The sequence below is a fragment of the Herbidospora galbida genome (assembly GCF_005233835.1).
In the GTDB taxonomy this organism is placed as follows: Bacteria; Actinomycetota; Actinomycetes; order Streptosporangiales; family Streptosporangiaceae; genus Herbidospora; species Herbidospora galbida.
Window position 1 is genome coordinate 147340 of record NZ_SZQA01000002.1, and the last position, 12783, is coordinate 160122.

The 12783-nt window shown below is 70.8% G+C and carries 14 protein-coding genes; 10 read left to right on the plus strand and 4 right to left on the minus strand.

The annotated features are described in order from the left end of the window. Window positions 1–18: 18 nt before the first annotated feature. The 7 genes from FDA94_RS03605 to FDA94_RS03630 all read left to right on the plus strand — a co-directional run bounded on the left by FDA94_RS03605 (window position 19) and on the right by FDA94_RS03630 (window position 3653). On the plus strand, window positions 19–525 hold the full coding sequence (locus tag FDA94_RS03605; RefSeq protein ID WP_281286526.1) for a sigma-70 family RNA polymerase sigma factor: 507 nt from the start codon (window positions 19–21) through the stop codon (window positions 523–525). After that, window positions 522–1466 (plus strand): anti-sigma factor family protein, encoded by a 945-nt coding sequence (locus FDA94_RS03610; protein ID WP_137245599.1) that lies wholly within the window; start codon window positions 522–524, stop codon window positions 1464–1466. The genes FDA94_RS03605 and FDA94_RS03610 overlap by 4 nt, the downstream gene beginning before the upstream one ends. 145 nt (window positions 1467–1611) lie before the next feature. Then, entirely contained in the window at window positions 1612–1917 is a 306-nt protein-coding gene (locus tag FDA94_RS03615) for a TlpA family protein disulfide reductase (RefSeq protein ID WP_246059526.1), read from the plus strand. Between the two features lie 47 nt (window positions 1918–1964). After that, window positions 1965–2048: a putative leader peptide gene (locus tag FDA94_RS41455; RefSeq protein ID WP_369408764.1), complete on the plus strand. Its 84-nt coding sequence runs from the start codon at window positions 1965–1967 to the stop codon at window positions 2046–2048. Between the two features lie 59 nt (window positions 2049–2107). Continuing rightward, the gene (locus FDA94_RS03620) at window positions 2108–2518 is read left to right on the plus strand and encodes a DUF4395 domain-containing protein (protein ID WP_137245601.1); all 411 of its coding nucleotides are present in this window, start codon (window positions 2108–2110) and stop codon (window positions 2516–2518) included. Next, entirely contained in the window at window positions 2515–3354 is an 840-nt protein-coding gene (locus FDA94_RS03625) for a sulfurtransferase (RefSeq protein WP_137245602.1), read from the plus strand. Before FDA94_RS03620 ends, FDA94_RS03625 begins: the two co-directional genes overlap by 4 nt. After that, on the plus strand, window positions 3351–3653 hold the full coding sequence (locus FDA94_RS03630) for a DUF1416 domain-containing protein (protein ID WP_137245603.1): 303 nt from the start codon (window positions 3351–3353) through the stop codon (window positions 3651–3653). The genes FDA94_RS03625 and FDA94_RS03630 overlap by 4 nt, the downstream gene beginning before the upstream one ends. 43 nt (window positions 3654–3696) lie before the next feature. Here FDA94_RS03630 and FDA94_RS03635 read toward each other — a convergent pair whose 3' ends face one another. After that, on the minus strand, window positions 3697–4137 hold the full coding sequence (locus tag FDA94_RS03635) for a MarR family winged helix-turn-helix transcriptional regulator (RefSeq protein WP_246059494.1): 441 nt from the start codon (window positions 4135–4137) through the stop codon (window positions 3697–3699). A gap of 124 nt (window positions 4138–4261) precedes the next feature. Between FDA94_RS03635 and FDA94_RS03640 the strand changes: the two genes are divergently transcribed. Then, window positions 4262–5506 carry a hypothetical protein gene (locus FDA94_RS03640; RefSeq protein ID WP_137245604.1) on the plus strand — a complete coding sequence of 415 codons (1245 nt, stop codon included), beginning with the start codon at window positions 4262–4264 and terminating at the stop codon, window positions 5504–5506. On the opposite strand, the gene FDA94_RS03645 is transcribed toward FDA94_RS03640, so the two are convergent. From FDA94_RS03645 to FDA94_RS03655, 3 genes are read right to left on the minus strand one after another with little or no spacing between them, the layout of a single operon-like run. After that, complete coding sequence (locus FDA94_RS03645) at window positions 5468–6376, minus strand: hypothetical protein (RefSeq protein ID WP_137245605.1); 909 nt, start codon at window positions 6374–6376, stop codon at window positions 5468–5470. The genes FDA94_RS03640 and FDA94_RS03645 overlap by 39 nt on opposite strands. Continuing rightward, complete coding sequence (locus FDA94_RS03650; protein ID WP_137245606.1) at window positions 6373–6963, minus strand: DUF4352 domain-containing protein; 591 nt, start codon at window positions 6961–6963, stop codon at window positions 6373–6375. Before FDA94_RS03650 ends, FDA94_RS03645 begins: the two co-directional genes overlap by 4 nt. Further along, window positions 6963–7601, minus strand: a complete 639-nt coding sequence (locus FDA94_RS03655; RefSeq protein ID WP_137245607.1) for a hypothetical protein — start codon at window positions 7599–7601, stop codon at window positions 6963–6965. Before FDA94_RS03655 ends, FDA94_RS03650 begins: the two co-directional genes overlap by 1 nt. Before the next feature lie 157 nt (window positions 7602–7758). On the opposite strand from FDA94_RS03655, the gene FDA94_RS03660 reads away from it, so the two are divergent. Then, window positions 7759–9672 (plus strand): hypothetical protein, encoded by a 1914-nt coding sequence (locus FDA94_RS03660; protein ID WP_246059496.1) that lies wholly within the window; start codon window positions 7759–7761, stop codon window positions 9670–9672. An 85-nt stretch (window positions 9673–9757) separates the two neighbouring features. Then, complete coding sequence (locus tag FDA94_RS03665) at window positions 9758–12781, plus strand: ATP-binding protein (RefSeq protein ID WP_137245608.1); 3024 nt, start codon at window positions 9758–9760, stop codon at window positions 12779–12781. Window positions 12782–12783: the final 2 nt, after the last annotated feature.

Here is a 12783-nt window from a genome sequence, read left to right on the forward strand (position 1 = left end):
CGGTTGCGTTCTGAGGATGTGAGCAGAGCCGGTACGGCCGACGAGGAGCTCGTCAGGGCCCTTTTCGACGACCATGCCGGGCCGCTCTACGGTTACGTGCTGCGATTGACCGGTGACCCGGGGAGGGCGGAGGACATCGTGCAGGAGACCATCCTCCGGGCCTGGAAGAACCCGATCGCCGACCGCCCGGTCCGGGCGTGGTTGTTCACCGTGGCCCGCAACCTGGTCGTCGACCAGGCCAGGGCGCGCAAGTCCCGCCCGCAGGAGACCGGCGACGAGGCGCTGGCGATCCTCCCGGCCGACGACGAGCTCGACAAGGCCGTCGAGTCATGGGCCATCGCCGACGCGCTGGCCTCGCTCCGGCCCGACCACCGTGAGGTCCTGCTGGCCGTCTACTACGGCGGCCAGTCGGTCAAGGAGGCCTCCGAGTCGCTCGGCATCCCGCCGGGCACCGTCAAGTCGCGCACCTACTACGCGCTGCGCGCGCTCAAGCTGGCGCTGGAGGAGCGGGGGCTCGCGCCGTGAACCACGACGACGTCAAGATCTCTCTTGGGGTGTACGCCCTGGGCGCCCTCGACGCCCGGGAGACCGCCATGGTCGAGGCCCACCTCGACACCTGCGACGAGTGCACGGCCGAACTCGCCGAGTTGTCCGGCCTGCCGCCGATGCTGGCCCGAGTGTCGGCCGCCGACGTCGAGCACGCCGCGGCCCCGCCCCGGGCGGTGCTCGACCGGCTGCTGGCCGACTCGGCCAGGCGCCGCAGGCGCGGCCGGATCACCCGCACGATGCTGGGCCTGGCCGCCGGCGTGGCGATCGTCGGCTGGGGCGGCGCGGTCCTCATCGACAGCGCCCCCGAGATGGGGACGTCCACGGCCGCCGGGGGCGCCCCCGAATCGGCCCAGATCCCCGCCGCCCAAGACCGGACCGAGGGCTACTCCGCCGCCGAGGCCCGGCCGCTGATGACCGAGGAGCCCTCGCCCGAGGGCGCGGCGGCGGGCACGGGCCCGTCCGAGATCGACGTCGCCCCGTCCAGCGCGTCGGCGACGGCCCCGTCGAACCGCAGGCCGCCCGCCACCGAGCCTCCGCAGCCCGAAGAGAGCGCACCGGCCGCCGACGCCTCCGCGGCCGACGAGCCGGCGACCACCAAGCTGGCCCCCGAGAGCACGACGGTCGAGGGCTCGCGCGGGAAGGTCACGCTGCGGCTCGACCTGACCGCGGGCGAGGGCGGCACCGAGGTGGCGGCGACCATGACCGGCGTGCCCGTCGACACCAAGTGCGAGCTGTTCGCGATCCCGCGTCAGGGCCCGGAGACGCCGGTGGCGAGCTGGGACGTCCAGGCCGGCGGCGAATACCAGGAGGGCACGGCCACCTTCCGGGGCTCGACGAGCCTGCCGGTCGCCGAGATCGCCCGGTTCGAGCTGCGCGCCGCCAACGGGCAGCGGCTCATCACGATCCCCGTCGGCTGAGTGGGGAATTACCGGAGACGCGCCGTGGTTGCCCCCGTCGATGACCGGTTTCGTCGTGCTCGCGGTGACGCTCGCGGCGGGGGCCCTGGCGGGGTTCCTGCTGAAGCGGCGCGCGGGCGCGTTCCGTGCGAAAGACGGGGCCAGAATGGATCTTGGTGAGCCGCTGGGCGAGCGGGCCACGCTCGTCCAGTTCTCGACGGCCTTCTGCCAGCCGTGCCGGGCGACCCGGCGGGTGCTCGCGGAGGTGGCGGAGATGGTGCCCGGCGTACGCCATGTGGAGATCGACGCCGAGTCGCGGCTGGACCTCGTGCGGGCGCACGACGTGATGCGTACGCCGACCGTTTTCGTTCTCGACAAATCCGGGAAAATCGTCAAAAAGGCCTCTGGCCAGCCCAGGAAAGCCGACGTCATCGCGGCGCTCGCGCTGGCCGTGGACACTCCGTCTCAGTAACCGGACGGCATGTGACAGATGGCGAGACGAAAGGTACTGTCGTGCTCATGACTCCCACGACAGAGAAGCTGACGAAGCGGCGGGCGGTTGACTTCTGCCGCGTCGCGACGGCTCTCTGTCGCATGGCCTGAGGGTGATTCCAGCGGCATTCACCGCCGCAATGATCGAACCCCTTTAGGGAGCATCACCGATGCAGGTTGATCCCCGAGGTCCTCGCTTCGGCGCGGCCGTCACAACTCTGGTTCTCGCGATCGTGCTCGTCACGGGCGCCGTCTGGCTGCTCGCACTCCAGGCGATCGTGTTCGCGTTCGGCGCCTACGGGCACCCGCCCTACGGACTGGTCTTCAAGAAGTTCCTGAAGCCACGTCTCGGGCCGCCGAAAGAACTGGAAGACGCACGGCCGCCCCGGTTCGCGCAGGGCGTAGGCATGGCCTTCGCCATCGTCGCCCTGATCGGGTTCGCCACCGGAATCGTCCCTCTGGCCCTGGGTGCGACAGCAGCGGCACTGCTGGCCGCCTTCCTCAACGCAGCCTTCGGCGTCTGCCTGGGTTGCGACATGTATCTGCTCATCCGCCGTCTACAACCTGGGAGAATTTCATGAGTCGCTCCGCCGCACTGGTCGACGCCGACTGGGTCGAGGCCAACCTCGACACGCCCGGTGTCGTCCTGGTCGAGGTCGACGAAGACGCCAGCGCCTACGACAAGGGTCACATCCGCGGTGCCGTCAAGGTCGACTGGCGCGACGATCTGCAGGACCCGGTCCGCCGTGACTTCGTCGACAAGGCCGGTTTCGAGGCGCTGCTCTCGTCGCGCGGCATCGGCAACGACGACACCGTGGTCCTCTACGGTGGCAACAACAACTGGTTCGCCGCCTACGCCTACTGGTACTTCAAGCTCTACGGCCACGAGAACGTCAAGCTGCTCGACGGCGGTCGCAAGAAGTGGGAGCTCGACTCCCGTGAACTGGTGAAGGACGTGCCGAGCCGCGAGGCCACCACCTACACCGCCCAGGAGCAGGACCTGTCGATCCGCGCGTTCCGCGACGAGGCCGTGGCCGCGATCGGCAAGCTCAACCTGGTCGACGTCCGGTCGCCCGACGAGTTCACCGGCAAGCTGCTCGCCCCGGCCCACCTTCCGCAGGAGCAGGCGCAGCGCGCGGGGCACATCCCGACCGCCCGCAACATCCCGTGGAGCAAGGCCGCCAACGACGACGGCACCTTCCGTTCCGACGACGAGCTCAAGACCCTCTACGCCGACGCGGGGGTCGATTTCGGCAAGGACACCATCGCCTACTGCCGTATCGGGGAGCGCTCGGCGCACACCTGGTTCGTGCTGCACGAGCTGCTCGGCCAGGCCAACGTCAAGAACTACGACGGTTCGTGGACCGAATACGGCTCGCTCGTGGGCGTGCCGGTGGAACTGGGAGAGGCCCGATGACGACCACTCAGGGGTGCGCCGCGCCCGAGCAGACCGTGGCGCTGCCGACCGGAATCGATCTGTCCAAGCAGGCTGTGATCCAGGGCGTCGTCACCGGCGCCGGCACCGCCTACGCCCGCCTCCTCGACCACTCCGGTGAGTTCACCGGCGAGGTCGTCGTCTCCGACGAGGGCATCTTCCGCTTCTTCGCCGCTCCCGGCTCCTGGACCGTCCGCATCATCGCGGGCGGCGGCCGGACCAAGGACGTCGCGGTCGAGGCCAAGCTGGGCGAGGTCTCCCAGCTCGCCGTCGCCGTCTGACGCCCGAGACACCGAGCCCGGCCTCTTCGGAGGCCGGGCTTTCTCAGTTCACCCCGGCCAGTTGCTCCAGCACGTCGATGAGCGCGTTGTGCTCGCCGGCGACCTTGAAGAACTCGCGGTCGACCTTCTCGACGACCCCGGCGGCGCGCTCGGCCAGCCGGCGGCCCTCGTCGGTGATCACCAGCACCTTCTTGCGCATGTCGGCGGGGTCGTCCTCGCGGCCGAGCAGACCCTTGACCTCCAGCACCCTGACCACCTGGCTGGTCATCATCACGTCGACGGTGGCGTGTTCGGCCAGTTCGCGCTGGCTGGGGCGGACGCCCTGACTGTCGAACCACCACAGGTCGACGAGCAGGGCGAACTGCACGTGGGTCAGGCCCATCGTCTTCAGCGCCGTGGTGATCTCCCGCTGCCATCGAAGGGTCGCCCGCCACAGCAGGAAACCCGGGCTCCGGCCTGGACCGGCGTCCCGTTCCGCGCTCACTGTCTGATTCCCCGATCTACGACTTCAGGGAGTGTCCCACCTCGCCTCCCGCATATCCGTCGTTGACCAGCCTGGACGGCCGATCTTTGACCTTTCCGGCTCCTTGACCGCTAGCATGCGCAAGATGTCCGGTACGTCCATCAAGACCGCGCGCCTGCCCCTCGACGCGTTACGGATCGCCGGGTCGTGCGCCCTGCCGCTGATCATGTGGTTCTCGCTCGGCCGGTTCGTGCGCTGGGCGCTGCTCTACGCCGCCGCGCACCTGTCCCACGGCTCGTGGTACCAGCTCCGGATCGTCGGCGTGCTGTTCATCTTCACCCTGGTCGTCATGGTGTCGCTGGCGACCGTGGTCGGGATGCTCTACACCGTCCGGGAGGCGCTGGCCGAGACGCGGGCCCGCCGCGCGGGCGACGAGGCGCAGGAGACGATCTTCGGGGCGCTCAACCGCACCGCTCTGACGTTCGCCGGTCTCTACATGACCTGGGGCCTGGTCGACCAGGACATGCGCGACTTCGAGAACATCGACCGCACCCTCAACCCCGACCAGCAGATCGTCGACCAGGTGCAGGGGGTGCAGAGCACCATCGGCGACGGTCTGACCGGCCTCGACGTGCGGATCTCGATCGCCGCCATGGTCGTCGCCTTCGCGATCAAGTGGTTCGCCGGCCGCCGCCACGAGAACAAGCCCGGGAAGTTCACCGGCCTGCTGACCACCTTCGGGGAACTGGCCTTCGTCTTCTACGGCCTGACCGCCACCGTCGCCGCCCTGAAGCTCCGCGAAGACTGGATCGAGCACCGGGCGCTCATCATGGGCGTGAGCGACGCCACCGAGGACGTGCGCGAGTCGCCGTTCTTCGAGTGGCTCGGCGACGTGTGGCCGCTGCTCGTCGACGCGCTGGTGCTTCCGCTGGCCTGGCTGACCGTCGGCATCCTCGTGTACGGCGCCTACGCGGAGGACACCCAGACCACGATCAGGGGTACCCGCCTGGAGGGCGTCGGCGCCCGCGTCGAGCGCAGCCACAACTGGACCCAGCTCACCCTGGCCAAGCTGACCGGCGGGTTCACCTCCCGCTGGATCCCGCTGCTCAACTCCCTGCGCCTGACCGCCAAGGCGGGCCCCGCCCTCTTCGGCCTGTACGCCCTGCTCTACGTCGGCATTCACGTCGGCGGCGACTACCTGGGCAGACTCCTCGACTACGCCACCGCCGGCGGCCCCTACCTGTGGATCGTCACCACCGTGCCGACGACGTTCGTCGTCGACCTGCTGGTGACCGTGCTGTCGATGTGCCTGATCGCGGCCACCTACGACCAGGCCGCGACCCGCAAGCGGCTAACGGAGGAACCGGAGGACGTCGAGGTCGGCGCTTAGGTCGTCGGTCAGGTCCTCGGTCGGGGTGTCGGAGCGGTAGTTCAGGGGGCGGATGAACAGCTCGGCCGTGTCGGCCACGTCGGTCGGCACGACGGCGTAGATCTCGATCGGGAAGGCCTTGCCGATCTGGTCGTCCGACGGGTCGAGCGGGGTGGCGTTCTCGAGCACCTCGGTCCGCCACTTGCGCCCGGCGGCGTCGCGGATCTCCACGTCGGGGACGCCGGTCAGGAAGGTGCCGTCGCGGTCGAGGGCGGTGCGGGTCAGCACGATCTTCATCCACTGGCGGCCGGGCTTCTCGGCCGCACCCGCCGGGTTGGCGATGCGCTCCATCGTCGACCGCCAGGCGACGTGCTCGAACTCGTAGGTCTCGCCCGCCGGTATGACGTGGACGATGTCGGGCTCGCCGGTGCCGTACACATAGGTCGACCAGTTGGCGGCGGCGGGCGCGCCGACGGCGAGCACCACCGACCCGGCGGCCCCGGCGAAGAACCGGCCCCAGCCCTTCTTCTTCCGCTCGGGCTCCGGCTCGCTCGCCTCGGGCGAAGCGGGCGGGGGCTCCTCCCGGACGGGCGGCGGATCGGGGAACGGCGGATAGGGCTCCGGGTCCTGGAACGACGGCCGGGGGCGCGGCAGCGGCCGGCCCGCCGCGATGGCCGGGAAGGGCTGGGTCGAGAAGCCCTCGTCGTCCTCCTCGGGCGCCGGGGGAGGCGGCGGGGGCGGCCACACCAGCACGTCGCTGGGCGGCGCCAGCGGCGGGATGTAGGCCGGGATCATCGGCGGGAGCGGTCCCGAATAGGTCGTGTCGTCGATCTCGGTCGGCTGCGACGGCGGCGGGGAAAACCAGTCGCGGGGTGGCTCTTGCTGGTTCACGTGCCCTCCGGGGCCAGCGAGTAGTGCTCGACCGGCGACTCGCCGCCGGTCAGCCCGAGATCGATCTGCGCTTCCGGGGCGAGGACGTCGACGACGAGGGCGTCGCTGGCCGAGAAGAGCACCAGCTCGGATCCCCGAAGCGCCTCCTTGGGCACCTCGAACACGAGCGGTGCATCGATCCACCAACCGGCCTGCACCCACTTGCCCAGGAGCGTGGCGTCTTCGGCCACCTTGTCGGTGGCCTTGTATGTCTTGTCGGCTTCGGTCAGCAGCCAGGCGGTGTGCGGCCGGAACCGGAAGGGCTCAGCCGGAGAGGTCGCCGAGACGTGCACGACGAGGAACAGGTTCCCCGTCTCGATGGTGGCGTCGGGCAGGTCGACGCTGGTCGCCAGCGCCGTCTTGGTCACCTTGACCGAGAACCGGCTCGTGACGACCTCCTCCCCGAGCGCTCCCGAGGTCGTGAGGTTGGCGCTCTTCTCCTCGGGGTCCAGCGCCAGGGTCTGTGCGTAAACGGCGGCGGCGGCGAGGCTCAGACCGAGCGCCGACGCGCCTAAGCGGCGGAGGAATCCGCGTCGGGGGGCCGCCATCAGGCCTCCTCGGGCCGGATGGGCAGGGTGACCTGGGCGATGACCTTGGGCTTGATGGGGGCCATCTCGTCGCCGGCGCCGGTGGGCAGGTCCTTCTCGGGCTCGACCTGCCAGTACTCCACGGGGTCCCGGCGGCTGATCGGCTCCTTGACGAAGCCGCCGACGTCGATCGTCACCTTCTCCGGGGGAGTGGCGCCCGCCGGCATGTCGTAGCGGATGACGACGGTGTGGGTGATGCCCGGATGGAGCTGCGCGCTGCGGACGCCGTGGCTCCACACGCCGATGTCCGGGTAGGTGTCGGGCTTGCCGAGCTGCGGGGTGGTCTTGAGGATCGTCGAGCCGATGCGTCCGTACCGGCTGACCATGGGGCCGGTCGCCATCCCGCCGACGCTCTCGGTCGTGTCGCCCTCGTTGGTGACCTTGAGAACTAATTCCACCGCGTGGCGGTCGCCCTCGGCAATGTCGACCGCCTTGACGAACTGGGTCTTGAAGAGCTTCTGATCGATCGTCGCGCCGGCCTGGTACTGCTTCGGAGGCGAGTCGGGTTCGGTGTCGAGACCGCCGGTCCCGGCCGTGACCCCGAGGCCGGACACGGACAGCAGCGCCACCACGGGCACGAGCACCGGTCGCCGACTCATGGCAATGGATGGTAGTACGCCCACACGTGACCCATCCGCCGCAATCGTCCCTATCTTTGGTGGGAAACCCGTCCGAATGCCGAGAACCCTGCCCTGACGGGGTACCTAGCTCCTACGCTTTGACCTTACGACGAATACGGAGGGGCCAGGCGCGACCATGGCGAGGTTGACCGACGCGCACCCCGAGCACGCGGAGCTGCGCGCCGACCGCATCTACCTGGGGTGGCAGTACCTTCTGCTGCACCCCGACCCCGGCCCGCCTCCGAAACGCCCGCCGCGCGCCGACGCCGAGCTCCCGCCCGATCCCGGTCCCGAACTGTTACGCAACGAACGGCTACAGGAAGACCTCCTGAACCGTCCGGTCAAGTTGTTCCGCAACGTGGTGGCCGGGCTCGCCGTGGTGGTCGCCCTCCTCGGGTTCGCCGGGGTGATCGGCTGGCCGTTCGTGGGCATGGGCGTGCTGGCCGCCGCCGGGGTCACCGGGGTCTGCTCGTTCGCGATCCACCAGGGCAACCGGGCGGTCCGCTTCCGCGTACAGGAACGCCTCGCCCAGACCGAGCGCGACCGGGCCAAGCGCGAGCGCGAGCACATCCGCGCCCAGGAGGAGCACGCCGCCCGCTACCGCGACTGGGCCGAGCGCAAGGCCGTCTACGACAAGCAGATCAGCTGGTACGCCGTCGCCGTCCCCGACGACATCGACCGCGTCGACGTGGCCGGGGGCACCCTGCCCGGCTGGTCGGCCCTGATCACCCTGATCGGCGCCACCCGCCTCTACAGCGGCGGCCACCTCACCGTGCTCGACCTGTCCGAGGGCGTGATCGCCAACGACCTGATCCAGCTCGCGAAACGGGGCGGCGACGACCCGCTCGTCTGGGTGCTCCCCTCCGACCTGCCCAAACTCGACCTCGGGGCGACGCTGAAGCCCGAGGCGTTCGCCGACGTGCTGGCCCATGTGGTCAGCGTCAGCGAGGAGACCAGCCGCGACATAGGGTTCGACAACGCGATCCTCGAACGCGTCCTGGAAGTGCTCGGCGAGACCGCCACGATCAGCCAGGTCACCGCCGCGCTGCGGGCCCTCGCCCAGGTCGGCGACCCGCGCGAAGACCTCAAGTCGGGGCGGCTGACCGCGATCCAGCTGGAACGCATCGGCACCCTCTTCGGCCGGGGCGTGGCCGACCGCGTCGTCATCGAACGGGCCTGGGCGCTGGAGTCGCAGCTGCGCAAGCTGGAGACCCTCGGATCCGACGCCGTGCGGCTGCCCCCGGCGCGCCTGCGCGTGGTCAGCATGGACCGCCAGGCCGGGGTGTTCGGCAACCGGGTGCTCGGCACCTACGTGGCGACCGCGCTGACCCACATCCTGCGGCAGTCGCCGGCCAGCGAACGGCCCTGGTATCACACGATCATCGTGGCCGGGGCCGACAAGTTACGCGGCGACGTCCTCGACCGGCTCATGGACGCCTGCGAGACGTCGCGCACCGGTCTGGTCCTCACCTACCGTTCCCTCACCCCGACCGTCAGGGAGCGGCTGGGCCGGGGCCACGCGGCCGTCGCGTTCATGCGCCTGGGCAACGCCGAAGACGCCCGGGTCGCCAGCGAGCACGTCGGCACCGAGCACCGGCTCGAACTGGCCCAGCTCACCGAGTCGGTCAGTTCCGTGGTGAACGGGGCCGGGGGCAGTTATACCTCGACGGTGGGCGAGGGGCGTACCGAGATGGAGGCCCTCGCCGAGAGCGACCTGAAAGAGGGCATCACCGAGTCGACCGAGTGGGGCCGCAGCGCCGGGAGGGTCGCCGAGGGGGTCATGCAGCGGTCACGGGAGTTCCTGGTCGAGCCCCATCAGCTGCAGCAGCTCCCGACCACCTCGGTGATCGTCACCCACGCCACCGCCGACGGCCGCGAGGTGCGGCTCGCCGACGCCAACCCGGCCATCCTGACCTTTCCCAAGACCACGCTGGAGGAGGTCAAGTCGCTGGCGGTGACCCCGCCGGTGGTGGCCCCCGAAACCGATGAGTCGGCCCCTCCGCCGAACCTCGGTCCGCCGCCGCCCCGACTCGACTGGCGCAAACCCTGAAGCTCAGCTGGGTAAGAGGTTCGTCAACGGGGATGTGTGAGCATGATCGGCAAAGGACCGTGAAAGCCTGGCAGAGAGGGGTCTCATGCAACCGTTCCCCCTGAGCGGGCCGTGGTATCGGATCCAGGCGATCACCGCTCCGTCCCGCACGTCGTCGGCCGAGTGGGACTTCGTGAACGTGCTGCCCGCCGTGCTGTCCGCCGCGCAGCGCGACCGGCCCTTCGTCATCGGCTGGCTGTCCCGGGGGTCCGGGGCGCCGCTCGAACTGATCACCAACGCCGGGCCGCTGACCCCGCCGCGGGCCCCGCGCCGGGCGGCCGTCGCGGCGATCGAGGTGGTGCCGACCGGGCCGCAGCCGCTGCTGTTCCCCGGTGGCGCGCGGGGCGTCGAGATCGGCGACGACTGGCTCGCCGACCTCGCCGATCTGGTCTGGACGCCGTGCCCGGGCCGCCAGGCCCCGCCGCTGAACGGGCGGCGCGAGCCGGAGCCCGACGAGCCGAAGCAGCCGACCCTGTTCGAGTCGACCCTGACGACGCTGATGTCGCGCCCGTTCGGCTGGGTCGTCGTCGCCGAGCCGACCGACCTGCTCGACCAGGAGGTCAGCCACCTCCGCACCCAGCTCAACGTGCTCCGCCAGTACGGCGACGCCTCCGAGCGCTCCCGCTACGACGCCGAACGCGCCGAGCGCCGCATGCAGGAACTCGACGCCTTCCGCGAGGCGGGGCTGTGGAACGTCCGGGTCCTGGCGGGCGCGGCGGGCCCGGAGGAGCTGCGCCAGATCGCGCCCGTCCTGGTGGGCTCGGTGGAGATGAGCCACCACCCCTACCGGTTGCGCAGCGCGATGGCCGGCCCGGCCCGGCCGAGCGCCCAGGAACCCGTCTACAGCTTCACCGAGGCCCTCAACGTCAACTTCCAGGACCCGACCGACAGCGCCGCCGCCCCCTTCGCCGCGACGGCGGGCGCGCTCGCGGCCCTGGCCGGGCTGCCCCGGCGCGAGGTCCCGGGGGTACGCGTCCTCGACACCGGCTTCTTCGACGTCACCAGCGAGGCCGACTCGACCGGCGGCGACATGCTCGACCTGGGCGCCATCGTCGACGGCCAAGACCGGGCGGTCGGCACCTTCCGCGTCCCGCTGGCCACCCTGAACCGGCACGCCTTCGTCACCGGCGCGACCGGGTCGGGCAAGTCGCAGACCGTCCGCCACCTGCTCGAACAGCTCACCAAGGCGGGCATCCCTTGGCTGGCCATCGAACCGGCCAAGTCCGAGTACGCCGCCATGGCCGGCCGGGTCGAGAGCCTGGCCCCGCTGACGGTGATCAACCCGTCGGCCCCCGACGCCGTGCCGTTCAGCGTCAACCCGCTGGCCCCCGAGCCCGGCTATCCGGTGCAGGCCCACATCGACATGGTCCGGGCCCTGTTCATGGCCGCCTTCGACGCCGAAGAGCCGTTCCCGCAGATCATGTCCCTGGCCCTCCAGCGGGTCTACGAGGCCAACGGCTGGGACGTCGTCACCGGCGGCGGCATCCCCGGCGCGGCCGTCCAGCCGCAGGTGCCGACCCTCGAACAGCTCCAGCAGCACGCCCTGGAGGTCATCGAGGAGATCGGCTACGGCAACGAGGTCCAGGCCGACGTCGAGGGCTTCATCTCGCTGCGCCTGCGGTCGCTGCGGGTCGGCTCGGCCGGCCGGTTCTTCGAGGGCGGCCACCCCGCCGACATCGGCGGCCTGCTCCAGCGCAACGTGGTGCTCGCGATCGAGGACGTCGCCAACGACGAGGACAAGGCGTTCCTCATGGGCACCCTCATCATCCGCATCGTCGAGCACCTGCGGATGCGCGCCCGCCAGCAGAAGTCGACCGGGCTCCAGCACGTCATCGTGATCGAGGAGGCCCACCGGCTGCTGCGCGACCGTGGCGCCCAGCGGGCCTCCACCCACGCGGTCGAGCTGCTCGCGGGCATGCTGGCCGAGATCCGCGCCTACGGCGAGGGCATCGTGGTGGCCGAGCAGATCCCCACCAAGCTCGTCTCGGACGTCGTGAAGAACACCGCACTCAAGGTGGTGCACCGGCTGCCGGCCGAAGACGACCGGCTGCTGGTCGGGGCGGCGATGAACCTGTCGGAGGAGCAGTCGCGTCAGGTGGTCTCGCTGCAGCCGGGGTTCGCGGCCGTCTTCGCCGACGGCATGGACCGGCCGCTGCGGATCCAGGTGCCGCTGGGGGAGGACCGGGAGCACGTGCTCCAGAGTCCGGCCCCGCCGATCAAGGGGCGCCGGTCGGCCGCCTGCGGGCGCGAATGCCGTACCGGAAAAGCCTGCACGCTCTTCGAGGTCCGCGAAGCGGACCTGCTCGCCGTCGCGCCCGAGTGGGCGTGGCTGCGGATCTGGACCGACACCGTCATCCTGTCGTTCGTCGCCAACCGGTCGCTGCCGGGGGTGCCGCGCATCCTGTCCGACATCTGGTCGGAGCTGCCGCCGCGCCGTCGCGAGTGCCTGCTGGCCACGCTCGTGGAGCGCAGCGTCGCCCGCCGCGCCTGGTCGCTGCGCACCTGGTTCGACCCGACCCTGCTGACCGAGAAGGCCGCGGAGGTCGCGGCCGGGCTGCTGGCCGGCTCGCCCGCCGGCGACAAGCCCGGCCCGGCGTGGGTGATCCCGCAGATCCGCTGGCTCCACGAGGTCGACCGGCTGTTCCCCTACGGCCACCCGGCGCCCAACCTGCGCAGCCCGGCCCCGGCGATGGAATACGCCCTCTTCGGTACGGACCCCTCCGGCCGCCCCTACCTGCACGCCGGGGTCAGCGGCGGCGGGGTCGCCGTGGAGACCAGGACCGAGCTGCTCGGCCACCGCGCCAAGGCGCTGCGCCACCACCCGCTGTCGATGGAGGTCGACCGCAACCGCCCGCTGGCCTGGCGGGTGATCCTCGGCGACGACGAGCACGAGGGCATCCAGCGCGACATCGCGACCGTCGCGGTCGGCGTCGAACCACGGGAGCGCATCCGGCATGTCGCCCACACGATGGGAGCGGCGTGGCTGGAGACGGTACTCTCCTGGCCGCGCCGGTTCGTTCTCCCGTTCGACGGCGACGCCCCTGCCGAGCTGTCCTTCACCGACCCTTAGGA